We start from the raw sequence: 22,306 nt of genomic DNA on the forward strand, positions 1-22,306 counted from the left end.
CCCGCCCGGCATGCTGCCAGAACACCCCGCAGGCCAGCGCAGACCCCACGCCCTGCGCTTGTACCGACTGCGCGGCCGGGTCGGGCTGTTCTTCGTCGGCGGCCTCTCGGTACTGGCCGGCATGACCGACGCCATTGGCTTCCTGGCCAGCGGCGACTTCGTCTCCTTCATGAGCGGCAACACCACCCGCCTGGCCGTGGCATTCAGCGACGGCCAGTTCGATCTGGTTGCACGCCTGGCGCTGCTCATTGCCACCTTCGTGATCGGCAACGCACTGGGCGTCATGATCGCCCGCTCCAGCCGCAAGCGCGCCTGGCCGTTGCTGGCGCTGACCGCCCTGCTGCTGCTCGCTGCCGCGTTGTGCGGCAAACAGTTGGAACTGCTGGCGATGCTGGCGGCGATCCTGTCCATGGGCATGCTCAATGCCGCGGTCGAAGAAGTGAACGGCCTGCCCATCGGCCTGACCTACGTCACCGGCGCCCTGTCGCGCTTCGGTCGCGGCCTCGGCCGTTGGCTGATGGGCGAGCGGCGCCCTGGCTGGCGCATGCAGTTGGTGCCGTGGAGCGGGATGCTGTTCGGCGCGGTGCTCGGCGGCTGGCTGGAACACCACCTGGGTTTTGCCGCATTATTGGCCAGCAGCGTCCTGGCAGCCATGCTCGGACTGGCCTCGATGATGATTCCCAGGCGGTGGGTGCAACGTTACATGGCGCGGTGAGTATTCGTCTTACCCGTTGACGCGAATATAACGATGAGTTATAAAGCGCGCTTGATTTGAGAGACCTCGTGAATCTCGATCAACCTGCGAGTGTGGTGGAATTGGTATACACAGCAGACTTAAAATCTGTCGGCGTGAGCCTTGCGGGTTCGAGTCCCGCCACTCGCACCACCTCTCGAGAAAAGCGCCTTCATGGCGCTTTTTTCATATCTGCCAACCACTTGGCTGTCCCTCTGCAACAAATCCTGAAAAACGCGGTCATACCTGCGCCATCGAATACCGCCCCCGCGGTTAGAGGAAATGACCGTGCTGACCCGTCTTGCCCAACTCTCCCTGCTGGCCGCGATCCTGATGTCCGCCGGCTGCGCCCATCATCACCACCATGACCGTAACGACGGCTGGCGTGGCGACCGTGACCAGCACCGCTGGCAGGATGACCGCCGCGATCGCCGCTACGACGACCGCTATGACCATCGCCGCGATGATCGCCGCTACCGTGACGACGACTGACCGGCTGCTTTCCACTTTTTCCTGACTGCCCCCACTGCCAGAGGTTTCGACCATGCGTTTTTCACTGCCTACCCTCGCTCTAGGTATCTTGATGTCCCAGGCGGCACTGGCCGGTGACGGCACCACCGCGATCGGCGGCGGCCTTGGCGGCGCGCTTGGCAATGTCGTCGGTCAACAGATCGGTGGCAGCACCGGCGCGGCCATTGGCGCCGGCCTGGGTGGCGCAGCCGGCAGCGCCGTCGGCGCGAAGAAGGGCAACCGCACCGAAGCGGCCCTGGGCGGCGGACTGGGCTCGGCGGGCGGCTCGCTGATCGGCGGCAAACTGGGCGGCTCGACCGGCTCTACCGTTGGCGCGGGCCTGGGCGGCGCAGCCGGTGGTGCGCTGGGCAACCACCTGGCAGATGACAACCGTGATACCGGCAAGCGCAAGCACAAGCGTCGTCATCGGCACCGTTGAGTCGGACGAATCGCTCGCTCCTACAAATTGTAGTGCCCCCGTAGGAGCGAGCTTGCTCGCGATCCGCCACTGTCCCACTTTGAAACACCCCCTCGCCCACCCTGCAAATTTGCACATTGCACCGGCTTTTATGTGAATTCTGCTCTCATAAACGCGCGCCTATACTCGGCCCAACCCCCGGTTTCCTGACCAGGCGGGACCGACAACAACAATCAAGGCACGCCCCTCATGAACTCAGAACGCCACGCCTTTCTTGCCGCCCGTGATTTCCTGCTCGCCCACCGTACCGACTACGAAACCGCCGTACGGGATTTCCGCTGGCCCAGGCTGGAGCGCTTCAACTGGGCGCTGGATTACTACGATCACATGGCCAGCGACAACCCGGCCCCAGCCCTGTGGATCGTCGAGGAAGACGGCAGCGAACGCCGCTACAGCTTCCATGAGATGGCGCAGCGCTCCAACCGTGTGGCGAACCACTTGCGTGCACTGGGCGTAAAGCGCGGCGAGCGCATCCTGATGATGCTCGGCAACGACATCGCCCTGTGGGAAAGCATGCTCGCCGCCTTCAAGCTCGGCGCCGTGGTGATCCCCGCCACCGCCCTGCTGACTGCGGAAGACCTGCGCGACCGCATCGAACGCGGCAACGTTCGCCACTTGATCGTCGGCGCCGCCAACCTGGAAAAATTCGCCGGCATCGGTGGCGACTTCACCCGTATCAGCGTCGGCACCCGGGCGGACGGCTGGGTGCCCCACGCCGACGCCGAGCACCACAGCGCCGCGTTCATCGAGGAAGGCGTGACCCGCGCTACCGACCCGATGCTGCTGTACTTCACATCAGGCACCACGTCGAAGCCGAAAATGGTCCTGCACAGCCACCAGAGCTATCCGGTGGGGCACCTGTCCACCCTCTATTGGATCGGCCTGCAACCCGGCGACCTGCACTTGAACATTTCGTCTCCCGGCTGGGCCAAGCACGCCTGGAGTTGCTTCTTCGCGCCGTGGAACGCCGGCGCCTGCGTGTTCATCCACAACAACCCGCGCTTCAATGCCATCTCGCTGCTGCAGGTGCTGGAGCGCTACGGCATCACCAGCCTGTGCGCGCCGCCCACGGTCTGGCGGATGCTGATCCAGGAAGACCTCGCCGCCTACCGTGGCCGCCTGCGCCTGCGGGAACTGGTCGGCGCCGGCGAGCCGCTCAACCCGGAAATCATCGAGCAAGTGCAGCACGCCTGGGGCCTCGACCTGCGCGACGGCTTCGGCCAGTCGGAAACCACCGCGCTGGTAGGCAACACACCGGGCCAGGTCCTCAAGCCCGGGTCGATGGGTCGCCCGCTGCCCGGCTATCAAGTCAGCCTGCTCGATCCCGACGGCCTGCCCGGCAACGAAGGCGAAGTCGCCCTGCCGCTGGCGATACGGCCGCTGGGCCTGATGCTCGGCTACGAAGACAGCCCGGAGAAAACCGCCGAGGTCATGCGCGACGGCTACTACCGCACCGGCGACACCGCGCAGATCGATGCCGACGGCTACATCACCTTCGTCGGGCGCGCCGATGATGTGTTCAAGGCCTCGGACTACCGCATCAGCCCCTTCGAACTGGAAAGCGCGCTGATCGAACACCCGGCGGTGATGGAAGTGGCGGTGGTGCCCAGCCATGACCCGGTGCGTCTGGCGGTGCCCAAGGCATTTCTGATCCTGGCCCACGACCAGGTGGGCAGCGCTGAGCTGGCGCACAGCATCCTCGCCTTCGCCCGCGAACACCTGGCGCCGTATAAGCGGGTGCGGCGTATCGAGTTCGTCACCGAGCTGCCCAAGACCATCTCCGGCAAGATTCGCCGGGTGGAACTGCGGCAGATGGAAGTGCAGCGCCGGCAAGGCGACAGCCGCGGTGAACACGAGCATTTCGAAGAAGACTTCCCGCAGCTCAAGGGCTGACACTACGCCGGCCCTTTCGCGACAGCTCGTCGCGAAAGGGCCAATCCTCAAGCGCCCTGCTCCATCTCCTTCATCTTCCGGTACAAGGTTGCCCGCCCGATCCCCAGTCGCCGTGCGGCGGCGGAGAGGTTGCCGTTGCACGCGGCGATCGCCGTACGAATCGCCCGCTGCCCGGACGCCTGCAAGGTGTCGCCCGGCCCCCTCTCGACATCGACGTCCAGCGTCTCGCGAATCGGCTCCGGCGCACCCCGCAGCACCTCATCCGGCAGGTGCTGCAAACCGATCCGCCCGTCCTCATCGGCCAGCGCCACGGCCAGGCGCAACGCCTGGTGCAGTTGGCGAATATTGCCCGGCCAGGCATACGCCAGCAGCGCGCGCAGGGCCGGCATGTCCAGCACCGGGGGCGTTGATCCGGCCGACTCGCTGAGCAACAGGTGCTGGATCAGTTGCGCCAGATCGCTGCGCTCGCGCAGCGCCGGCAGGCTGACCCGCAGACCGTTGACGCGGTAGTAGAGGTCTTCGCGAAAGCCCTGTTCCTGGGCGAGCTGAAGCAGGTCGCGGTGGGTCGCGCAGATCAGCGCGAAGTCCACCTTCACCACGCTGTTGCTGCCCAGCCGGCTGAGGTTGCGTTCCTGCAGCACCCGCAGCAGCCGCCCCTGCAATTCCAGCGGCATATCACCGATTTCATCGAGGAACAGCGTGCCGCCATCGGCCAGTTCGATCTTGCCCGAGGCGCCGCCCTTGCGACTGCCGGTGAACGCCCCTTCGACATAACCGAACAGCTCCGACTCGATCAGGCTGGCCGGAATGGACGAGCAGTTGATCGCCACGAACGGACCCGCGGCGCGGCTGCCGCCGTCATGCAACAGGCGGGCGAAGACTTCCTTGCCTGTGCCGGTCTCGCCATTGATCAACACTGGGATATTGCGGGCAAAGGCTTTGCGCGCGCGCTCGAGTGCCGCGCTGACCGTCGGGTCTTCCAGGCAGGGCCCATGCGCGGCTGGCTCGCGGCGCTCGGCGGTGACCGGCGGGAGCGCTGGCCGTCGCGACTGCACCGAGGCGTTGCCCGGCGCGGCGGTCAGGCACGCGTTGAACAGAGCGCCGCAATGGGTTTGCAACCGGAACGGAACACTGAGGTCGTAGCGCCGATAACACAGGGCATGGGCAAACGGCATGTCGAACAGCTCGCTGAAGTCCATGCCCGGTTTGAGCCCCGGCGGCTGGAAAAGCTGGTGGGCGATCCGGTTCGCGCCCTTGAGCTGGCCGGCCTGATCGAACGCCAGCAGCCCTTCCATGGGCGTGCCGAGAATATCCAGGCGACCATGCACGTGTACCAGCAGCACGCTGCCCAACTGGCTGAACAGGCGACGCTCGATGGCCCGCGCGGCAATCACCAGCGACTCCAGGGTATACAGCGAGGCTTCCACGCCTTTGCGGCTGGCATCCAGCACCCCGACGATGCCGCCGTCGACGCCAAAGATCGGCGTCGCCATGCAGGTGAAGGCGCGCGCTTCCTCCAGATAATGCTCGGAGCCGGCGATGATCACCGACTCCTGCTCGGCCAGCGCGCAGCTCGGCGCCGTGGTGCCCACCAGGGTTTCCAGAAACTGCGCGCCCTGGCGGAACACTTGGTTCAGTTCCTGGCTGGCACCGTTGGACTTGCCCATCGAACTCAGCACCACGCCGTCCAGATCGATGCAGGCCAGCACCCAGTCCCGCGGCGCGAGCGAGGCATGCAATTGCTCCATTTCCGGCCGTGCGGCGTCCAGCAGCGAGCCGCCGTAGTCGCGCAACTGTCCGGGGCGTACCGCCACCGGCGCGTCGAACAACACCCGGTCGCGGGTGCGGATCCCGTAGCGCTGCGAACGCTCCCAGGAACGCTCGACAAGTTGCGAACCAAAGGCACGGTTGCGCGCTTCGATCGCGGTAATGACGTTCACTTCACGCTGGGCAGAAAAAGGGTCATCGGGCTTGTTCATTACATTGCCTCGAAACGGCTGTATCAGTCCGGTACAGCCCTCACTCAAGACAACTGCCTCATCATGAGACAGTGCGGTGAAAGCGCGTTTCGGAAAGTCTCAAGCCGCACATTGATCTTGTTATAAACCGTTGATCTTGAATGGATTTCCATTCATTCAAAATAACTGGCACAGGTTCTGCTCAAGTCTTCTTCGTCTCCGGCCCGTACTGCGCTTTAACGGCCGGGATACACCACTCGATCATAAACAAAAACAATAAAGGTGATGTCATGACGAAGAGCGTTGATACGCGCCTCGCCACTGTCTTCAACACACGGAAACTGGCCAGGATTGTCGGAGTGTCTACCGCGCTTGGCCTGGCGACGGCAATAGTACCTTCGGCCCGGGCCGTGGATGTGGACGCCGGCGATTACACCGCCATGCCCGCCGGCACCAACCTCGGCCTGGTGTACTACCAGCACGCCGAGCGCAAGTCGCTGTACGCCGACGGCCACAAGGCGCCACTGGATGCGCGGCTGGATTCGGATGTCGGAATCCTCCGGGGCGTGCACTTCATGGAGCTTGGTGACTACATCATCGACCCGCAGTTTCTCCTGCCGTTCGGCAGCCTCCGGGGCAAGGACGACACCAAGTCGCTGGGCGACGACAGCGGCATCGGCGACCTGATCCTCGCGTCCACCGTCTGGCTGGTGAACGAACCGGCCAAGCGCCGCTACTTCGGTATTACGCCCTATGTCTATGTCCCGACCGGCAGCTACGACAATGATCACGCGCTCAACCTCGGCGAGAACCGCTGGAAGTACACCCTGCAGGCCGGCTACATCCAGGGCCTGACCGACAAGCTCACCCTCGACCTGGTCGCCGACGTGACCTTCTTCGGCAAGAACGACGAATACGGCCCGGCCAAAGCGACCCTGAAGCAGTCCGAGCTTTTCCAGGGCCAGGCATTCCTGCGTTACAACTTCACCGATGCCTTCGACGTGCGCCTGGGCGTTTCCCGGCTCTGGGGCGGCGAAACCAAGGTCGATGGCCTGCGCCAGGACGACGAGCCGGACACCAGCAAATTCAGCGTCGGCGCCTCTTACTTCGTCACCCCGGGCACCCAGTTGCTGGTCAACTACGGGCAGGACATGTCCGTGGAAAACGGCTTCAAGGAAGACAACCGCCTCAACCTGCGCGTGCTGCAGGTTTTCTGATGTCCCGCCGATCCGTCGCGGATCGGCCATTGCTCCGCACAAGAACGAATAATCAAGGAGTCATGCCTACATGAACCGTTTGCAGTCCTCGCGTCACCGCCGAACCTGCCTTGCCACCGCCGTGCTGCTGTGCCTGATGGGCCCCATCGCCGTCTCGGCCCCCGTCAACCAGGCGGCCATCGTCGCCAGCAACACCGATGGCAACGAGTGGCTGAGCCACGGCCGCACCTATGACGAAACTCGCTACAGCCCGCTGAAACAGCTCACCGAACAGAACGTCAAAGACCTCGGCCTGGCCTGGTCGATCGACCTGGACAACCATCGCGGCCTCGAAGCCACGCCGCTGTTCCACGACGGCGTGCTCTACGCCTCGCTGTCCTGGAGCCGTGCCATTGCCGTGGATGTCGCCACCGGCAAAGTGCTCTGGACCTTCGACCCCGAACTCGACCGCGGCAAGGCCCGCGACGCCTGTTGCGACGCGGTCAACCGCGGCGTCGCCCTGTGGAATGGCAAGGTCTACATCGGCACCCTCGACGGCCGCCTGATCGCCGTCGACGCCAAGACCGGCAAGCAACTCTGGAGCCAGCAAACCACCGACAACAGCAAGCCGTACACCATCACCGGCGCCCCGCGCGTGGTGAAGGGCAAGGTCATCATCGGCAACGGCGGCGCCGAATATGGCGTGCGCGGCTACTTCTCCGCCTATGACGCCGAGACCGGCAAAATGGCCTGGCGCTTCTACACCGTGCCGGGTGACCCCAACCAGCCCTACGAACACCCCGAACTGATCGACGCGGCCAAGACCTGGAAAGGCGATCAGTACTGGAAAGGCGGTGGCGGCGGCACGGTGTGGGACGGCATGGCCTACGACCCGGAGCTGGACCTGCTCTACGTCGGCACCGGCAACGGTTCGCCGTGGAACCGCGAGATCCGCAGCCCCGGCGGCGGCGACAACCTGTACCTGTCGTCGATCCTCGCCGTACACCCGGACACCGGCAAACTGGCCTGGCACTACCAGGTCACCCCCGGCGATAGCTGGGATTTCACCGCCACCCAGCAACTGAGCCTGGCAACCCTCGAACTCGACGGCAAGCCGCGCCAGGTGATCATGCAGGCGCCGAAGAACGGCTTCTTCTACATCCTCGACCGCAAGACCGGCGAGCTGCTCTCCGCGGAAAAATTCGGCAAGGTCACCTGGGCCGAGAAGGTCGACCTGAAAACCGGTCGCCCCGTCGAAGCCCCCGGCGTGCGCTACGAAGACAAACCCATCGTGATGTGGCCGAGCCCGTTCGGCGCGCACAACTGGCACTCCATGTCCTACAACCCTGACACCGGCCTGGTCTACATTCCCTATCAGGAAATTCCCGGCGTCTACCGCAACGAGTCGAAGGAATTCGTCAGACGCAAGGCCTTCAACACCGGCGCCGGCTTCTCCGACGGCGAGGAAGTGCCACGCGAAGTGGTGTCCGGCGCGTTGCTCGCCTGGGACCCGGTCAAACAGAAAGAAGCCTGGCGCGTGCCCTACCCGCACTACTGGAACGGCGGCACCCTGACCACCGCCGGCAACCTGGTGTTCCAGGGCACCGCCGCCGGCAACCTGATCGCCTACTCGGCGGACAAGGGCCAGCAACTGTGGTCGTTCGACGCCCAGACCGGCCTGGTCGCCGCGCCCATCACCTACAGCTTCCAGGGCGAGCAATACGTGGCGATCATGGCCGGCTGGGGCGGCGTCGCCCCGCTGATCGGCGGCGACGCGGCCAAGGCGCCGGGGGTCGGCAACATCAGTCGCCTGCTGGTGTTCAAGCTCGGCGGCAAGGCCTCGCTTCCAGCGTTGCCGGAAAAACCGGCCGTCGCCGCCGCCCGCGTGCCCGAGGCGGTCCACGCCAGCGCCGCCGACCTGACCACCGGCAAACAGCTCTATGGCGCCTACTGCTCGGTGTGCCACGGCGTTGGCGCCCAGAGCGGCGGCCTGATCCCCGACCTGCGCAAAACCGACGAAAGCCGCCGTGCCATGTTCCAGCAGATCGTCCGCGAAGGCGTCCTGCGCCCGCTCGGCATGCCGGCCTTCGGCGACAGCCTGAGCGCCGACGACGTCGAGAAAATCAAGGCCTATGTCATGAACCGCGAATACCTCGACTACCAGAAACAGCAGACCGCCGCCGAGGTCGCTGCGCGGCCCCGTTCCCCGGATAAATCTCAAAAAGATTGAATTCGCCGAGATGGGCCTCGGTCCAGACCTATGAACGCAGTCAATCTGACGAGGTAACAGCGATGACTATCGAAGCAGAGACACTCGTACAACTGACCGAAGCCCTGAAGAAATGCGGGATGAACCGAATCTGCGACATCGACTTCACCCGCGCGCCCTACCGCGAAGATCACCGCTGGACGTGCATTGTCAGCAAGAAGTCCAGCGCCAACCGGGTTCATGGGATGCGCGCGTGAATCGATGTGGGTGGGCTATCGCGACGGTTCGGCGCCCCGACAAGCTCGCTCCTACAGGCGCGTTACCCCCTTCCCCTGTAGGAACTAGCTTGCTCGCGAAACGCCTCACGCGTGCCAGCAACGATACCAACCGTCTTCTTCGCTGATGCGCAGTTCGGTCTGATACAGGTCGGACAACGCGGCGCTGGTCAGCACCTCGGCCTTGGGCCCGTCGGCGACGATGCGGCCCTGCTGGAGCAGCACCACCCGCTCGATCTCCGGGATGATCTCGTCGATATGGTGCGTGGTGATGATCATCGCGTGGTCCGCACCGCAGAAATTGCGCATCAGCTTGAGCATGCCCAGGCTCGCGCCCATGTCCAGGCCGTTGGCCGGCTCGTCGAGGATCAGCGCGGCGGGCTGATGCACCAATGCTCGCGCCAGCAGCAGGCGGCGTTTCTGCCCGGTGGACAGGCGCTGGAACATGGTCTGCTCATGCCCGGACATCTCCACCACGGCGAGCAACGCCCGCGCCTGTTCGATCTGCTCGGCACTCGGCTGCAAATGCCCGTGAGCGCCGATGGCGCCGAAGAACCCCGAAACCACCACATCCAGCGCCTGGGTGGACGGCGTGTAGTCTTCCTGCAAATCCTGGGACACAAAACCGAGGCGGCTGCGCAGCGCCCACAGGTTGACCGTGTCGCTACCGAACAGCTTCAAGTGGCTGCCTTCGCGTTCCACCGGGTACAGCTCGCGGGTGATCAGCTTGAGCAAGGTGCTCTTGCCGGCCCCGTTGGGGCCGAGGATGGCGACCTTCTCGCCGGCACCGATGTGCAGGGAAAAACCGTCCAGCACGCGGGTCTGCTGCTGGTAGGCGGTCACGTTATGGATGTCGATCATGGGGTACTCGTCAGCGCTGAGCGATAAAGAAAGAGGATGCGTTGGGGCAGAATAATGCAGCATTTTTCGACCGCACGGCTCGCCGCCTTACTTGCCTGGCGCTTCCCAGAGCGTTGCGCCCATCAGGGAATACCGGACTGTTTCGCAAGTCTGATCGACCGTGCTGCACGCTTTATCAATTTTCAGGTTGGCGATAACAAAGCCCCACAACAGGACGTTAACTACAACCGCAACTCCGATGAACTTCCCGCTTTTGCTCATGTTGCCTCTCCTTTAACTGACCTTGTGCCAGCGCAAGCTAAATACCTGAGCTTCGCAAACAATGCGACAGAAAAGATGCGCCGACAGGCCGTCGGATGAACACGGCCGCAATATGGCGCATAGCCATCACCAATGAGACACTACCAGAACGCGGATACTCACGTTATTTCTCACAGCACTCAGGACGAGCAGGCAGACATGAGTCGAACAGTTCACCGCCGTTACACAGAACCCGAGCGTACGGGGCTTGATTGGAGCGAAATTTGGCAAGGCGCCGACCGTGGCGTCATCAAGACCTGGGAGATCGGCCGCAAACTTGCGCTTCAAAAACCGGCCCTGGCGGCGTCAGCGAAGGCCGGCGAGCTACCGCCGCTGAACTGGAAAGGAGGCGTGGCCAAGCAACTGAAGAAGCGCGAGAAGTTCGGTTCGTTGCGCTATCTGGCCCAATGGCAAGGCTTGCGCGGCGAAGACCTTGATCTGGACCTGGAAGCAGAGGTCACCCTCACCTGCAGTAAAACCGGAATGGTGACAACCTTCACCCCGGACATTCGCAAGTTTGCTAATCAGCAGAATGATGCGGGTGGTGACGAACCCTGATCCTTGTGTGGCGCGTAATGGGAAATTTCGGACTGCCAGGTGTTGCATAACGCAACGAAAATTAGTCCACGTCCGACTTTCGTGTAGGCAGTTTCCCAATCATACTTTCGCGCCTTCTCAGCGGTTGCGCTCATGGGAATCGGTGCCTAGTCTGCGCTGGTCGCTGCCAATTCAGCGATCAGGTTTGGTCACCTGAGTCCGATGCGCACTAGCGCCCCATCCGTTCGAGCGGGCGCTTTTTTGTGGCTGTCATTTCGTTTTATGGCGGCTGTGCGCGGGGCGCCCTCGGGTGCGCCGGTTTCCTCGGGCCCGGTTGACCAACCTGCGTACAGTCGTCACCTATCGTTTGGTCACGTATGTGGCGGCTCCACAGCCCAGAGGAGCTTCACAATGAAAAAGATTGTTCCAGATCCACCCATTCCGACGCCCTTCCTCGGTCACTTCGGCTCATGCAACGGCGCGCATGCCCCGCTGTTTGCCGTGCGTGCAGACGTCGATATCCAGGACGCGCTGGCCCACCTGTCAGCGGCACTCACCGCGGCATTCGAAACCAATGCGCAACTGTGCGAGATGCTTTCCCGGCCCGTGGCAGACGTCGCCTGGAGCACTTACCAGTCACTGGAAATCTGCCAGGCGCTGTCTGAGGCGCTATTGGAAAACGTTGCGAAAAAGCAAGCCACCGAATAACCCTATTGGGGCTGCTTTGCAGCCCTTCGCGAGCAAGCTCGCTCCTACACTGTAGGAGCGAGCTTGCTCGCGAAGGGCACCAACAGGGGCATCAGACTACCTGGCGGCTCTTTGCTGAGCGAGACAAGGCTTATTACCTTGATACCCGCTCGATAAGGCTCAACATCGCCGGACGCTGCACCCGCCACTCATCCCTGGTAATCCCCAACAACACCACATCAATACGCTCGCCATCCTTCTCGATGTTCTGCCGCCGAACACCTTCAACCGTAAATCCGAACTTCTGGTGCATCTTCACAACGGCGGCATTGCTTTCCAGCACCTCGCAATTGAGCTTCTCAAGACCGGCAACATTGAACGCATGGTCCAGCATCCAGAACTCGACAGCACTTCCCAGTCCTTTGCCCTGCAGTTCAGGATCGAGATAAAACGCCCAATCCGCCGTGCGGTGAGCGGTATTGATCGCATTCAGCGAAACGACTCCGGCCAGCGCGTCATCACGCATCACGACAAATACTGTTTGCCGAGTACTTCCCACCAGCGTGCTCAGCCAGTTCAAATGCTCTTCTTCGGAAATCTCGTGAGCGCTGTACATGAACCGCCGGACATCACGATGATTGCGCAACGCCCGGACTTGCTGCTGAACAGTGGCGTCGGAGTGCAGGATATTGATGAATTGCATGGTTATCCGTTGCTCCCCGACTTCTACTGCCTGCGATTTCGCCATGCGCCAACAATCAGCAAGACCGCGCCCGGAATCAGCAGCCCCACAGCGGTATAACCAAATGCCGGTTGGCCTGAAGCACCAACGGCCGCGAACGCGGCGCCGATTGCAATCAGCGGCACGCCGGCGAAGTTGAACGGGGTTCTGGTATTGCTGGCCATATCGATTACTCCTGTAAATCTCTCGATGTGCTCGCCGGGGACTTTCTGAACCGGAGCAGTGCAAAGGCGATATTCGGCAGCATCATGACGGCGAACATCCCCCAGAAACCGACCTTGCCCGCGCTATGAAGGGAGGCGCCCAACACAATAAATACGATCGTGAGACCGAACCGCAGTGATACGAATTTTTCTATGCCTCTCACCCTGACTCCTGAATTCACGTCTCAAATATCTCGCGATTCTACAGGCCACCCATCACGCGAGGGGAATAACGTTCAGTAAGAGAAATAAGGCAGGTACGAGCGCCATGTACTCCAGGTCAGCTTCTCCACCACGTTTTTATTATCCACCCGCCGCTGCCGGTAGAAATCGAACTCGGTTTTCCGGCGAATACCGATGACTTGCGTCGAATGTTTGCGCGAGGACTCAAACATCGACTGCACCATGATGTATCGCTGCGGCGTGCTCTTGGTCGTCGTTGTGTTGTTCACGACCGTGGTCATTTCCTGTTTGAGCCAGGTGTTCTTGTAGGCATACGTTGTTTTGTTGCCCACCCACATGATCGCCTGGCTTGCACGATTGAATTGCGCGTCCTCACTTGGCTGAAGATGGACCAACGAATACCGGCTGCTCCCCCAGTCCAGCATCAGGGTGGTACATCCCGTCTGCAACTCGGTAACCCAGAGTTGTTCCTCTCCCACCGTCGCATCGAACACTTCTGCAGCCTGGTGACGATCGCCAACGCCGTTCCCGACCGGTAGACCGTGGCCGCGCATTGGCGACACAATCATCGGACGCTCGATTGCGCCATCTATTTCGATCTTCAACATGCCGCTGGCGATCATCGGCGACTTATCGATGACGATGTTTGTGCCAGCGGCGGCAAACGCCAGTGTGCGGGCCATGGGGCTGCTGGCAGGATCAAGGCTGTTGACTTCGATACTGGCCTGCTTGAGAACCGACAGCGGATTCTGCAGGAGGCCGTCATATACTTTTTTCGAGTACTGCGCGTCTTCTTCAGCCATGAAACGTTCCTCAGTCCAGTGTCATCATGTGCGCTGATCAAATAACTCAGGCGTCCGACTGTACACCGCGATGCCTTCGTTCCATTGCAATAGCAATGCCCGCCAGCAGAATCGCCAGCGTATACGCAAAGAGTCCGAGGTTGATGCCCAGAATCATCTTCTCCGAACCGTCGGTAAGCACCATCGACCCACCGTAACCGTCCCTCAGCCAATAGGCCATCAAGAACCCGCCAGTAACGAACAAGGTAAGAAGGCTCGCCAGTTTGAGGTCGCCCTTGATCCAGACGAGCCAGACGCTGTAAACGCCAATTGCCGTGTTCGTGAACAACTGCCAGGTCTCATGCAGGCGCGCATGGGGCGCCCACGCCTGATTGAAAACATGGGTTTCATTGATTTCGAGGATAGGCACGAGCACGGCATAAAAGACCACGCCAATGGTGACCAACAGCTTCGCGATCATCTGGGAAAGCTCCTTCTTTCTTTTTATAGAGACATCAGTCCTGCTCGACCAACTCGCAAACGCCGTGGACGCCGCCTTTACCGGTATAGGACAGATCAGGCGAGCCGTCTGGCTTGATCATGAGCGAGACAGTCACCCCGCTGCCTTTTGCCTCGAAGTAGCTATCGCTGAACTTCTTCAACTTGGCCTCTTTACCGTTGATATAAATCGGGCCGCCTTCGTCGGCGTGCACCTCCAGGTTACCCGGGCAGGTGGCGTTAATCAGCGGGATCCCGGCATTGGCAAACCCCGCGGCGCAAGCCAGTACAGCGCCCAGTAATAATTGCTTCATGGCAACTCCTGAATCGGTCAAATGCTGAAGCTTCAGCAATAGCTGTTTTCAACGAATCACGCCAGGGTTGCGTGTGGATGGCGAAAGGAACATTGAGATGCCCTGCCCCGTCGGGCAAACTCCGCTGACTTGGATTGGCCGATAACAGGAGTTTACAGATGCCATTTCCACCCACGGAACACAATGCGTTGCTGGCCTTGAAGGGCGTAGGGCCGACCGTGATCGCCCGACTTGAGCAAATGGGCATTGACTCACTCGCGGTGCTCAGCGAAGCGAATACGAGTGACATCCTGGCTCAAGCATCGGCAACAGTGGGCTCGACGTGCTGGAAGAACAGCCCCCAGGCCCGGGCCGCTATTAACGCAGCCATTGAACTTGCAAAGAACTCGCGATCAAACACACCGGGTGCGTAACGGCATTCGCTTATGAAAGCATCCCCGACCGCCTAACACTCGCCACCACGGATCGAAAAGCAAACAATGAAAATCGCCCTCATCACCAGCGCGCTCACTGCAGCAATGTTGACTGCCAGCCTGCAAAGCGCCCAGGCGGCATCAGATCTGATCGGCAAGCGCGTGCAGAATACCTACGACGTAACGCTCTACCTGGACCCCGAGAAAGGCTTGGCCTATGCGTTGAAGAATCCCAAGTTCCAGCGCTATCACACCAATCCGCGCAAGATGAAAATCAGCTACGCAATGGACAGCGTCGAAGCCGCCCCCAAGTCAACATCCGCCGAACCGGTGCTTGTCGAAATGGCGGTCATGAGTGATCGCAAACTGGCCGAAATGAAACTGAGCCAAGAAGACCAGTGCTACGAAGCGTTTACCGCCGTACTAAGCCGCTTGGCATTCTCGGCCGCCTCCGCCAAGAATCTCGAAGACCACCAATATTTCCACCTCGCCAACGTCATTACCCTGGACGATAAAAAAGTACCGGGCGCGCCGGGTGTGATCACGTGCAAGATCCCGGATCATGGTTCGATTTTTATGTATGCGCGGGGACAGGTCAGTACTCAATAAGGCCGGGCGCGGCGCATACCAATAATTTTCCAGCCGAGACAAGCAGCGAGAAAACGCTAATTCTTCAGGATTGAGGGCTCAGCATGGAATGTCACGTTCGTCCCGCCACGAGCAACGATGCAGCCGCGATTAGCCGTGTAGTTCTTGCTGCCCTGCGTGAGTCAAATTCACAGGACTACCCGGCTGACGTTATCGCTCAGGTTGGACAGAGCTTTACTCCTGAAGCCATTACCGCACAACTCCATAAGCGCAAGGTTTTCGTAGCCTTACTGGACGGAAATATTATCGGCACGGCCAGTCTCGACGGTGACGTCGTCAGAAGTGTTTTCGTTGACCCTGTGCATCAAAAAGGCGGTATCGGCCGGCATTTAATGGATGTCATTCATGCAACTGCTGCCCGCGCCGGCGTTAAAGCGGTGCGTGTGCCCTCCTCGATTACAGCCGAAGCGTTTTATGCCGCGTTGGGTTATCAGAAAATTCGCGACGCGTTTCATGGGGCTGAGCGCACCGTCGTTATGGAAAAGCGGCTTCAGAATTAGTCCACGGGAAAGGTGACTGATGAAAAAGGCGAGGGATTGATTTTTCAGTCGCTCCAACCATCTTAAATTTGTCGCCTATTCGGCCCCCCTTCTCCTGCCCTAGTGACGATCAAGGCACTTTTCGAAGCGAATATCACCTTCGGGTAAATGCTGCACGGGCTTCCAGCCGAGCTTTCTATAAAAACCACTCGCACGACTTGCTTCAGCGGTTTCCAGCCATATCGTCTGGTGGTGTTGAAACAGGAAAGTCTCTGCTCTATCCATCAAACTGCGCCCCAATCCGCGCCCCTCGAACTCAGGGAGGACGAAAGCGGCAAACACGCAGCCATCCTCGATATCAGCCATGGAAAAACCTACTGGGACACCATCGACCTCAGCGACCCACGCGCACGGGGTCTCTAAAATTGCCTGCTGGATAGCTTCGGGAGTAATACCCATTTCAGCTAACTGATCATGGGATAGATGATTTTCCTGAACACTCGTCCGAATATTAAAAATGGCATCGATATCGGACAGGTCGGCGAGCCTGATTGTTTTTTCCATGACGTACTCCTTTGTTCTCCGTCAACACAATAAAAAGTATCCGTGCAAGTCTGTCCCCAAGGGAGGCGTCACTTGTGCGGCAGTAACGCCGGAATAATGGATGACCAAGCACATATCCCACCGTCAGTACGTCACTGCTTCTTCTTGGGCGGAGCTATCAAGTAAGGCCATGCCAGAAAGAATCCGACAAATCCAACAGGACTCAGGTTCGCGTCAGGCCAACGTTGCAGCGCGCCGAACCATGCTGCGATGAGTGCCACTCCAACGGCGCCCTCTGCACCGGGTATCACATCGCCAGCCAGCGGGTTGAGTGCAATCACGTCAATGAATGCAACGCGCTCGCCGTCAGACCACAGTCTGGAGGCACTTTTCTGGAATGTTGGCGTTTCGATAACTGTGCGTATCGCCAGGATGTACGGGAATCCAGCATACGAAGCAAATCCCGTAGATGCGGCGACCCAAGTATCCGAGGCAGTTCGTTTACTGCTCAGCGCTGGACTGCTGGAAAAAGCGCTGAGCACCTCCTTTTCCGCCTGCTTTTCCGCCTTTTCCGTCCGTATTGAAGTTGCTGTGGGCAACACGCAAAACCAAGATGCCCACCTGCTAGACTCAACAAGATGATTCCAGATAAAACTAGAACCACCCCCAGACACTTGAACATGTCCTGGGGCAGAGCGAAAGATTATTAGTTAAACGTAACAACAATAGGGGAAGGCTCACCAGGCATACCAGGAGTGCCAGACGTTGAACAGCCTCCATTATTGCAAGTGATAGTCGCGGACAACCCAAGAGAAGGGACAACTTTCGTATACCACGTGCCACCGTCCTTTATATGCCTAAAAGTCAAATTGCCAAACTTGTTGCCTTTATCGTCTTCTACAGCCCAGCTGACTTCCTTTGGCCCATTCGTGCAAAGGCTAAAAATGTTATTTGAGTCGGTCATTCCGACTGACACATCTCCCCGAGGCGGAACGGTATAGTTACCGCTCTTCGGACTGTACATGCACTGGCTGCTAATTTGCCTCACGTACTTTGTCGTATTACTCGAATTCTTGAAGTACACCGTATAGTCTTGCGACGCCATAACTTGCGAAGAAGCAAGCATGACAAATGAAACAAGCGCAGCACTTGAGAATAGTTTTTTCATGACAACTCCATGTTTTTGAATCTTCCATAAGTAAGGACAAGCCTCGTACGCACCGTGACGGTCGAGCGCGAAAGCCACTATAGACAGTAAGGTTTCTCTGATCAAGCAAGCACAGGGCGTTTGCTCTGTACAGGAATGGTCCTACTTTAAAATCCTGAGATTTATTAATGCTTTAGAGCCTGGATGTAATCTTGGCATGCAGCCGGTGCGATCAGTCCTTGGTCGCCGTCACCGGTGATTCTGATAACTCGTTGAGCAGCCACTGGGTAAAGTTCGTCTCGCGCGGTGCCATGAACCACGCCCCCGGGTTTGGGCCTATTTATAGATGCACTACTTGAGAGGCGAAAGATTCAAGGTGCCCGCAATTCGCGCCTCATTACCTACAATTCCAAATAAACGCCTGATGCGGAAACGATGCCTAATAATGCGGAAACGATCGCACTTTTCTCGCCCACAAGAAAAAGCCCCGCAGACGTTAATCTGCGGGGCTTTCGAATATGGAGGCCGAGGTCGGAATCGAACCGGCGTAGACGGATTTGCAATCCGAGAGCTAGCGACAGGAAGATCGCTGCGCTCAAGCCGTTTTCAGTTCCGAAACAATCTCTAAATTGCCGAGCTACAACCCGTATTCTAGAAGGGTCGCTACTCCAGTTTCGGAACCGATTTTTCACCCATCTCCCGGCGTTCTGCCGACCAAAATCCAATCCCCCAAGCTACAACTCGTCGCCCAGCTCTGGTCAGATCGGTCAAGCCAAAATACTGTATACACATACAGCGCTAGAGCAAACACATGCGCGACCAATACGACATCGATACGACCGGCATCGAGCTCGGCTCGCCAACCTACTGGGTCAATGCCAGCACCGGCAACTTGATCCTGCGCTTCTCCGATGAGCAACTGTCAGGCCTGGGCCAGGACCTGCTCCATACCCGTACCTACAACGCTTTGGGAGCGCTGAACGATGCCGATAGCGATGGCTGGCGCTGGGACGGTGAGCGCCGCTTGCTGCTGTCCGGCACGGTTTTCACTGCCGGCAGCAGCCTGACCCGTACCACTGGTGACGGTCACGAGACGGTGTATGCCTGGACCGGTATCCGCTATCAGTCCGCCGAGGGCGATGGTGCCCATGACGTCATCGAATGGGACAACCAGAGCAACCAGCGGCGCTTGACCGATGGGTCGAGTCGTGCAACCGATCATTATGACGTCAACACGGGTCTGTTGATGATGACCTCGATCCGCTACGGCTACCACAACGGTCAACTGACCAGCGTGGCGGGGGCAACTGGAGGTGTTGTTGGCAGTGCCAGCGCTGGTTATGCAGTCCAAGGGGTGATTGGCTACGCGAGCAGTCAGCTCGCGAGCAAAATTGTTGGGCTGGAGACATCTTTCAGCTGGAGCAGCATGGCTGCTTCTGCGATAGGCTCCATCGTAGCGGGATCGATCAACCAGAGCTCTGGCTTCTGGAACAGCACCATTCGTGGCCAGATCAGTGCTCATAGCTCCGCGTGGATGAGGGATAAGTGGTTTGGCGATGGACGACCTGATCACGGTCAGGTCGCGGCGGATGCGTTTGGTAACGCATTGGCTGACTATGCGCTCCTGAGTCTGAGAGAGTCGGGCAAAAGGGGATCCTGGTTGCCTGGTGGTTACTCGAATGAAACCCATCTGGATCGTGGAGTTGATGGAGTTGTCCTGAATGGGGATTGGAGAGAGGTATCTGACTCTAGTTCGCCGGGGGTGAATCGTATTGGTATATCTTATTCGTGGGGGCATGTAGGTACCAGTACAATTTATGGGGGAAATCGGCAGGGCTGGTGCCAATGCGCGATGATGACAGTAAAGTTGATGTTATGAAATATTATGCGAATGAAGGTTCTATACAAAAGTATCCGCGTGCTATAGCGAGTGAGAGTGATGTTAAAAATCTTATATATATATCTGCGCGCCGCTAAAATTATTTGTCTAGCGGTTGCTGTGTCTGGTTGCTGGTTTTTAGGTTCTGAACCTCATTTTACCCTGAGGATTGAAAATGATTTGGATGTCCCGGTTGCATATTGCTACCGATCAAAGCTTTCTTTGTGCTCCGACATGATATCGAGTAGAGAATATAGTGTTAGATATTATGATCATGTTTATGGAGGTGCGGGGGTGGCCTTGAAAACTATTCGTGAACAGGCGTTCGTTTTATGTGGGGTTTTAGTTAGAATTGATGAGCTTGAGGATATTTCACCGATTGAGCATGTACGCGGTGATTACTATAGAATAGTGCTAAATGAGTTGGTAGGTGACAGATACTGTCATTGACTTGTTTTCTTTAGAGATAGTGCTCATATTTTGACCTGGTTTTTAGCATCTAAAAGCAGCGCGGCAACGATATGGCAACTACCTGCTCTGTTGTTTCATCGGGTTGAGTGATGAAGAGTGTTATGAGCTGCTTCATCGTTCCCCGGTAACAAAGGGGGGGCGAATCACATTGTGGGAGCAGGGCAAGGGTTACCCTCGCCAAGCGACGGTGTTCCTTCGTAAGCGCTTCATAAACCCCACCAGACCAAAGATCGCAGTGCGATCAGTTATGTGATCGCGGCGTGCAGTTCCACGGCAGGAGCGCCTCGAAGTCTTCCACTGAGGACGCTTGGGGCAGGCGTTCCAGTGCGTGGCGTAGCCACGCATAAGGCTCTTTGCCGTTGGCTTTGGCCGTCTCGACCAAGCTATAGAGGTGAGCACTGGCCGTTGCGCCTTTGGGCGTGCTGCTGAATAACCAATTCTTTCTGCCGATCACAAACGGGCGGATAGCACGTTCTGCTGCGTTATTGTCGATCGGCAAGTAGCCATGCTCGACATAGCGTTCCAGCTTGCTCCAGTTGTTGGCCGGGTAGCCGATGGCTTTACCCAACGCGTTCTGGCTGGTGACTTGGGGCTGTGTCTTCTCCATCCAGATCTTCAACTGAGCCAACACCGGCAGGCTATGCTCCAGGCGGCCCAGTCTGCGGTCATCATCGTTCGCGTCCTTCAGATCACGCTCGATGCGATAGAGCTTGTTGATCAGGTTCAACGCGATATCTGCCCGGCCGGTCTTGCCCTTGGGTTGTACTTTCTGCGCGTCAACGAACTTACGTCGTGCATGCGCCCAGCAGCCCAAACGCTCGATACCCTCCTGCGCGGCCAATTCGTTATAGCCGGAGTAATCGTCGGTCATGACGTAGCCGCGATAGCCCTCAAGCAAGCGCGTCGGCACCTCCTGCGCTCGACTGGTGGCGTAATCGAAAAGGATCACTGGCCGATCAGGCGGTCCGCCAGTTTGCACCCACATCCAGGACTGGCTGCTGGGTTCGCGACCAGGCTCTTTCAACACCTGCACCCGAGTTTCATCGCAGTGGATGATGCGACTGTCCAACAGGTTCTCGCGCATCAAATTCAATAGCGGCTGAAAATGCTCACCGCACTGAATCACCCAGCGCGCCAAGGTTTGACGCGGAATATCGACACCATGGCGGCCCAGGACTTTTTCGAAACGATGAAGTGGCAAGCCGTCCACATACTTGGTGGTCAGCAGCATGGCCAGCACACTGGGGCTGGCCATGCTTTTCTCGATCAACTGGGCGGGCTTGTCTGCGGTTACCGGCGCCGACTCGCAATCACGGCAGGACTCGGCCAGACTTTTCACTTCATTGAACAGGGGCAATTGTGGGGTTGCCGAGTCGCTTGTCTGCTCGGACTTACGTCCGAACAGGCGCTGGCGCAACAGCGCAACTTCCTCTTCGAGATGAACGATCTTGCCCTTGTCGGACGCGCGCTCGTTGATCATCTGCTCAAGCAATTGCTTGAGCAAAACAGGATCGTCAGGGGGGTTTTGGGGCATGGAAATCATGCCGCGGATTATACCGAATCAGGCGACGTATCGAGGCGTCAAAACCTGATGTGGACGATTGCGCCAGAGGTCGAAACCGTCGAGCAGCCAGTTAAGCTCCTGCACGGTCAGGACGATGGCCTCGTCTGTCGGATCGGGCGATGTTTTGAATCGCTCCGAGTCCAGGCGTTTGAGCCAGAGACAGAAGCCGTTGCGCTCCCAATACAGTATTTTCACCCGATTGCGCGGCTTGTTGAGGAAGACGAAAAGCACTGGGTCGAACACCGCGACCTTGATATCGAGTTCGACCAGGGCAGCCAAGCCATCAATGGATTTTCGAAAGTCTACGGGCTTGGGGTAGAGGTAGACTTTTTCGACTTTGGCGTCGGGTCGCATCATGGCTACGGGCTCCAGAAAGAAATCGGGAGCACAGCATCCGGGTTCAGGCAGGGGCTTTGAATGTGGGGTTCATGGAGCGGTTACGAAGTTTCGGAACTCCACCTCTAAAGTTTCGGAACTCTCGCACTTTTCCACGCACAAGAAAAAACCCCGCAGACGTTAATCTGCGGGGCTTTCGAATATGGAGGCCGAGGTCGGAATCGAACCGGCGTAGACGGATTTGCAATCCGGAGCATAACCACTTTGCTACTCGGCCTCTGATGAGCTTCGGAAATCGTTGATTTCTCTAACTCTTTGAAAACGTTGAGAATTTTATTTCTCGTCGCTTTCGATGGACGCCATTATGCGTGCATTCACCCATGCTGGCAACCCCCTGATTTAAAAAAGTTTTCGTCCTGGAAACGGGCGGTTTTTCCCACGTAACCGCCCTGCTCCAAGGGTTGGCT

The 22,306-nt window shown here is 58.8% G+C and carries 26 protein-coding genes and 2 tRNA genes; 16 read left to right on the forward strand and 12 right to left on the reverse strand.

The features are described 5' to 3' along the window. Positions 1 to 10 precede the first annotated feature (10 nt). The 5 genes from CKW37_RS02240 (at position 11) to CKW37_RS02260 (ending at position 3,614) form a co-directional block, all read left to right on the forward strand. On the forward strand, positions 11 to 715 hold the full coding sequence (locus tag CKW37_RS02240; RefSeq protein ID WP_095153799.1) for a YoaK family protein: 705 nt from the start codon (positions 11 to 13) through the stop codon (positions 713 to 715). A gap of 86 nt (positions 716 to 801) precedes the next feature. After that, a tRNA-Leu gene (locus tag CKW37_RS02245) sits at positions 802 to 886 on the forward strand. Positions 887 to 1,021: 135 nt separating this feature from the next. Then, positions 1,022 to 1,225, forward strand: coding sequence for a hypothetical protein (locus tag CKW37_RS02250; protein WP_371864254.1), 204 nt, complete (start codon positions 1,022 to 1,024; stop codon positions 1,223 to 1,225). A 52-nt stretch (positions 1,226 to 1,277) separates the two neighbouring features. Continuing rightward, on the forward strand, positions 1,278 to 1,682 hold the full coding sequence (locus CKW37_RS02255) for a bacteriocin (RefSeq protein ID WP_095153800.1): 405 nt from the start codon (positions 1,278 to 1,280) through the stop codon (positions 1,680 to 1,682). Between the two features lie 228 nt (positions 1,683 to 1,910). Then, complete coding sequence (locus tag CKW37_RS02260) at positions 1,911 to 3,614, forward strand: AMP-binding protein (RefSeq protein ID WP_095153801.1); 1,704 nt, start codon at positions 1,911 to 1,913, stop codon at positions 3,612 to 3,614. A 47-nt stretch (positions 3,615 to 3,661) separates the two neighbouring features. On the opposite strand, the gene CKW37_RS02265 is transcribed toward CKW37_RS02260, so the two are convergent. Then, a complete protein-coding gene (locus CKW37_RS02265) occupies positions 3,662 to 5,593 on the reverse strand; it encodes a sigma-54-dependent Fis family transcriptional regulator (RefSeq protein WP_095153802.1) in 1,932 nt (643 codons plus the stop codon). 338 nt (positions 5,594 to 5,931) lie between these two features. Here CKW37_RS02265 and CKW37_RS02270 point away from each other — a divergent pair, with 338 nt between their 5' ends. The 3 genes from CKW37_RS02270 to CKW37_RS32915 all read left to right on the forward strand — a co-directional run bounded on the left by CKW37_RS02270 (position 5,932) and on the right by CKW37_RS32915 (position 9,234). After that, complete coding sequence (locus CKW37_RS02270; RefSeq protein ID WP_256587664.1) at positions 5,932 to 6,789, forward strand: transporter; 858 nt, start codon at positions 5,932 to 5,934, stop codon at positions 6,787 to 6,789. Positions 6,790 to 6,859: 70 nt separating this feature from the next. After that, positions 6,860 to 8,998 (forward strand): PQQ-dependent dehydrogenase, methanol/ethanol family, encoded by a 2,139-nt coding sequence (locus CKW37_RS02275; protein ID WP_095153804.1) that lies wholly within the window; start codon positions 6,860 to 6,862, stop codon positions 8,996 to 8,998. Positions 8,999 to 9,060: 62 nt separating this feature from the next. After that, on the forward strand, positions 9,061 to 9,234 hold the full coding sequence (locus tag CKW37_RS32915; RefSeq protein WP_177431551.1) for a hypothetical protein: 174 nt from the start codon (positions 9,061 to 9,063) through the stop codon (positions 9,232 to 9,234). A 105-nt stretch (positions 9,235 to 9,339) separates the two neighbouring features. Here the strand turns inward: CKW37_RS32915 and CKW37_RS02280 are convergent, their stop codons facing one another. After that, a complete protein-coding gene (locus CKW37_RS02280) occupies positions 9,340 to 10,113 on the reverse strand; it encodes an ABC transporter ATP-binding protein (protein WP_095153805.1) in 774 nt (257 codons plus the stop codon). Positions 10,114 to 10,167: 54 nt separating this feature from the next. Here CKW37_RS02280 and CKW37_RS32285 point away from each other — a divergent pair, with 54 nt between their 5' ends. From CKW37_RS32285 to CKW37_RS02290, 3 genes are all read left to right on the forward strand, one after another. After that, the gene (locus CKW37_RS32285) at positions 10,168 to 10,473 is read left to right on the forward strand and encodes a hypothetical protein (protein ID WP_143501857.1); all 306 of its coding nucleotides are present in this window, start codon (positions 10,168 to 10,170) and stop codon (positions 10,471 to 10,473) included. A gap of 99 nt (positions 10,474 to 10,572) precedes the next feature. Beyond that, positions 10,573 to 10,971, forward strand: coding sequence for a hypothetical protein (locus CKW37_RS02285; RefSeq protein WP_095153806.1), 399 nt, complete (start codon positions 10,573 to 10,575; stop codon positions 10,969 to 10,971). A 390-nt stretch (positions 10,972 to 11,361) separates the two neighbouring features. Continuing rightward, complete coding sequence (locus CKW37_RS02290; RefSeq protein WP_095153807.1) at positions 11,362 to 11,658, forward strand: DUF3077 domain-containing protein; 297 nt, start codon at positions 11,362 to 11,364, stop codon at positions 11,656 to 11,658. Between the two features lie 133 nt (positions 11,659 to 11,791). Here CKW37_RS02290 and pseH read toward each other — a convergent pair whose 3' ends face one another. From pseH to CKW37_RS02320, 5 genes are all read right to left on the reverse strand, one after another. Next, positions 11,792 to 12,340 carry a UDP-4-amino-4,6-dideoxy-N-acetyl-beta-L-altrosamine N-acetyltransferase gene (gene pseH / locus CKW37_RS02295; RefSeq protein WP_095153808.1) on the reverse strand — a complete coding sequence of 183 codons (549 nt, stop codon included), beginning with the start codon at positions 12,338 to 12,340 and terminating at the stop codon, positions 11,792 to 11,794. A gap of 23 nt (positions 12,341 to 12,363) precedes the next feature. Beyond that, positions 12,364 to 12,543 (reverse strand): hypothetical protein, encoded by a 180-nt coding sequence (locus CKW37_RS02300; protein ID WP_095153809.1) that lies wholly within the window; start codon positions 12,541 to 12,543, stop codon positions 12,364 to 12,366. A gap of 275 nt (positions 12,544 to 12,818) precedes the next feature. Beyond that, on the reverse strand, positions 12,819 to 13,568 hold the full coding sequence (locus CKW37_RS02310) for a hypothetical protein (protein WP_095153811.1): 750 nt from the start codon (positions 13,566 to 13,568) through the stop codon (positions 12,819 to 12,821). A gap of 46 nt (positions 13,569 to 13,614) precedes the next feature. Further along, entirely contained in the window at positions 13,615 to 14,028 is a 414-nt protein-coding gene (locus CKW37_RS02315; protein ID WP_095153812.1) for a hypothetical protein, read from the reverse strand. A 34-nt stretch (positions 14,029 to 14,062) separates the two neighbouring features. Next, positions 14,063 to 14,359 (reverse strand): hypothetical protein, encoded by a 297-nt coding sequence (locus CKW37_RS02320; protein WP_095153813.1) that lies wholly within the window; start codon positions 14,357 to 14,359, stop codon positions 14,063 to 14,065. 158 nt (positions 14,360 to 14,517) lie between these two features. Between CKW37_RS02320 and CKW37_RS02325 the strand changes: the two genes are divergently transcribed. The 3 genes from CKW37_RS02325 to CKW37_RS02335 all read left to right on the forward strand — a co-directional run bounded on the left by CKW37_RS02325 (position 14,518) and on the right by CKW37_RS02335 (position 15,920). Further along, the gene (locus CKW37_RS02325) at positions 14,518 to 14,772 is read left to right on the forward strand and encodes a Pathogenicity locus (RefSeq protein WP_095153814.1); all 255 of its coding nucleotides are present in this window, start codon (positions 14,518 to 14,520) and stop codon (positions 14,770 to 14,772) included. A 66-nt stretch (positions 14,773 to 14,838) separates the two neighbouring features. Further along, entirely contained in the window at positions 14,839 to 15,381 is a 543-nt protein-coding gene (locus tag CKW37_RS02330; protein ID WP_095153815.1) for a hypothetical protein, read from the forward strand. An 83-nt stretch (positions 15,382 to 15,464) separates the two neighbouring features. Further along, positions 15,465 to 15,920, forward strand: a complete 456-nt coding sequence (locus tag CKW37_RS02335; protein WP_095153816.1) for a GNAT family N-acetyltransferase — start codon at positions 15,465 to 15,467, stop codon at positions 15,918 to 15,920. Positions 15,921 to 16,019: 99 nt separating this feature from the next. Here CKW37_RS02335 and CKW37_RS02340 read toward each other — a convergent pair whose 3' ends face one another. Continuing rightward, on the reverse strand, positions 16,020 to 16,463 hold the full coding sequence (locus CKW37_RS02340) for a GNAT family N-acetyltransferase (protein ID WP_095153817.1): 444 nt from the start codon (positions 16,461 to 16,463) through the stop codon (positions 16,020 to 16,022). Positions 16,464 to 16,594: 131 nt separating this feature from the next. Continuing rightward, entirely contained in the window at positions 16,595 to 17,041 is a 447-nt protein-coding gene (locus CKW37_RS33050) for a hypothetical protein (protein ID WP_218241183.1), read from the reverse strand. A 1,359-nt stretch (positions 17,042 to 18,400) separates the two neighbouring features. Here CKW37_RS33050 and CKW37_RS02355 point away from each other — a divergent pair. Both CKW37_RS02355 and CKW37_RS32290 read left to right on the forward strand, forming a co-directional pair. Then, positions 18,401 to 19,468, forward strand: a complete 1,068-nt coding sequence (locus CKW37_RS02355; protein WP_095153818.1) for a hypothetical protein — start codon at positions 18,401 to 18,403, stop codon at positions 19,466 to 19,468. A gap of 60 nt (positions 19,469 to 19,528) precedes the next feature. Further along, entirely contained in the window at positions 19,529 to 19,918 is a 390-nt protein-coding gene (locus CKW37_RS32290) for a hypothetical protein (RefSeq protein ID WP_143501859.1), read from the forward strand. A gap of 262 nt (positions 19,919 to 20,180) precedes the next feature. Here the strand turns inward: CKW37_RS32290 and CKW37_RS02360 are convergent, their stop codons facing one another. From CKW37_RS02360 to CKW37_RS02370, 3 genes are all read right to left on the reverse strand, one after another. Then, complete coding sequence (locus CKW37_RS02360; protein ID WP_095153819.1) at positions 20,181 to 21,482, reverse strand: IS66 family transposase; 1,302 nt, start codon at positions 21,480 to 21,482, stop codon at positions 20,181 to 20,183. Positions 21,483 to 21,500: 18 nt separating this feature from the next. Further along, positions 21,501 to 21,860, reverse strand: coding sequence for an IS66 family insertion sequence element accessory protein TnpB (gene tnpB / locus CKW37_RS02365; protein ID WP_256587665.1), 360 nt, complete (start codon positions 21,858 to 21,860; stop codon positions 21,501 to 21,503). Positions 21,861 to 22,042: 182 nt separating this feature from the next. After that, positions 22,043 to 22,116, reverse strand: a tRNA-Cys gene (locus CKW37_RS02370). Positions 22,117 to 22,306 lie beyond the last annotated feature (190 nt).

This window comes from Pseudomonas sp. Irchel 3E13 (assembly GCF_900187455.1).
In the GTDB taxonomy this organism is placed as follows: Bacteria; Pseudomonadota; Gammaproteobacteria; order Pseudomonadales; family Pseudomonadaceae; genus Aquipseudomonas.

What these genes read in the sequence shown, in the direction of transcription:
- CKW37_RS02340 (WP_095153817.1), bottom strand. Translation starts at nt 16,463, where the DNA reads ATGGAAAAAACAATCAGGCTCGCCGACCTGTCCGATATCGATGCCATT.
- CKW37_RS02300 (WP_095153809.1), bottom strand. Translation starts at nt 12,543, where the DNA reads ATGGCCAGCAATACCAGAACCCCGTTCAACTTCGCCGGCGTGCCGCTG.
- pseH (WP_095153808.1), bottom strand. Translation starts at nt 12,340, where the DNA reads ATGCAATTCATCAATATCCTGCACTCCGACGCCACTGTTCAGCAGCAA.
- CKW37_RS32915 (WP_177431551.1), top strand. Translation starts at nt 9,061, where the DNA reads ATGACTATCGAAGCAGAGACACTCGTACAACTGACCGAAGCCCTGAAG.
- CKW37_RS02320 (WP_095153813.1), bottom strand. Translation starts at nt 14,359, where the DNA reads ATGAAGCAATTATTACTGGGCGCTGTACTGGCTTGCGCCGCGGGGTTT.
- CKW37_RS32285 (WP_143501857.1), top strand. Translation starts at nt 10,168, where the DNA reads ATGCAGCATTTTTCGACCGCACGGCTCGCCGCCTTACTTGCCTGGCGC.
- CKW37_RS02275 (WP_095153804.1), top strand. Translation starts at nt 6,860, where the DNA reads ATGAACCGTTTGCAGTCCTCGCGTCACCGCCGAACCTGCCTTGCCACC.
- CKW37_RS02290 (WP_095153807.1), top strand. Translation starts at nt 11,362, where the DNA reads ATGAAAAAGATTGTTCCAGATCCACCCATTCCGACGCCCTTCCTCGGT.
- CKW37_RS02240 (WP_095153799.1), top strand. Translation starts at nt 11, where the DNA reads ATGCTGCCAGAACACCCCGCAGGCCAGCGCAGACCCCACGCCCTGCGC.
- CKW37_RS02260 (WP_095153801.1), top strand. Translation starts at nt 1,911, where the DNA reads ATGAACTCAGAACGCCACGCCTTTCTTGCCGCCCGTGATTTCCTGCTC.
- tnpB (WP_256587665.1), bottom strand. Translation starts at nt 21,860, where the DNA reads ATGATGCGACCCGACGCCAAAGTCGAAAAAGTCTACCTCTACCCCAAG.
- CKW37_RS32290 (WP_143501859.1), top strand. Translation starts at nt 19,529, where the DNA reads ATGTTAAAAATCTTATATATATATCTGCGCGCCGCTAAAATTATTTGT.
- CKW37_RS02265 (WP_095153802.1), bottom strand. Translation starts at nt 5,593, where the DNA reads ATGAACAAGCCCGATGACCCTTTTTCTGCCCAGCGTGAAGTGAACGTC.
- CKW37_RS02330 (WP_095153815.1), top strand. Translation starts at nt 14,839, where the DNA reads ATGAAAATCGCCCTCATCACCAGCGCGCTCACTGCAGCAATGTTGACT.
- CKW37_RS02325 (WP_095153814.1), top strand. Translation starts at nt 14,518, where the DNA reads ATGCCATTTCCACCCACGGAACACAATGCGTTGCTGGCCTTGAAGGGC.
- CKW37_RS02255 (WP_095153800.1), top strand. Translation starts at nt 1,278, where the DNA reads ATGCGTTTTTCACTGCCTACCCTCGCTCTAGGTATCTTGATGTCCCAG.
- CKW37_RS02285 (WP_095153806.1), top strand. Translation starts at nt 10,573, where the DNA reads ATGAGTCGAACAGTTCACCGCCGTTACACAGAACCCGAGCGTACGGGG.
- CKW37_RS02280 (WP_095153805.1), bottom strand. Translation starts at nt 10,113, where the DNA reads ATGATCGACATCCATAACGTGACCGCCTACCAGCAGCAGACCCGCGTG.
- CKW37_RS02355 (WP_095153818.1), top strand. Translation starts at nt 18,401, where the DNA reads ATGCGCGACCAATACGACATCGATACGACCGGCATCGAGCTCGGCTCG.
- CKW37_RS02360 (WP_095153819.1), bottom strand. Translation starts at nt 21,482, where the DNA reads ATGATTTCCATGCCCCAAAACCCCCCTGACGATCCTGTTTTGCTCAAG.
- CKW37_RS02310 (WP_095153811.1), bottom strand. Translation starts at nt 13,568, where the DNA reads ATGGCTGAAGAAGACGCGCAGTACTCGAAAAAAGTATATGACGGCCTC.
- CKW37_RS02315 (WP_095153812.1), bottom strand. Translation starts at nt 14,028, where the DNA reads ATGATCGCGAAGCTGTTGGTCACCATTGGCGTGGTCTTTTATGCCGTG.
- CKW37_RS02335 (WP_095153816.1), top strand. Translation starts at nt 15,465, where the DNA reads ATGGAATGTCACGTTCGTCCCGCCACGAGCAACGATGCAGCCGCGATT.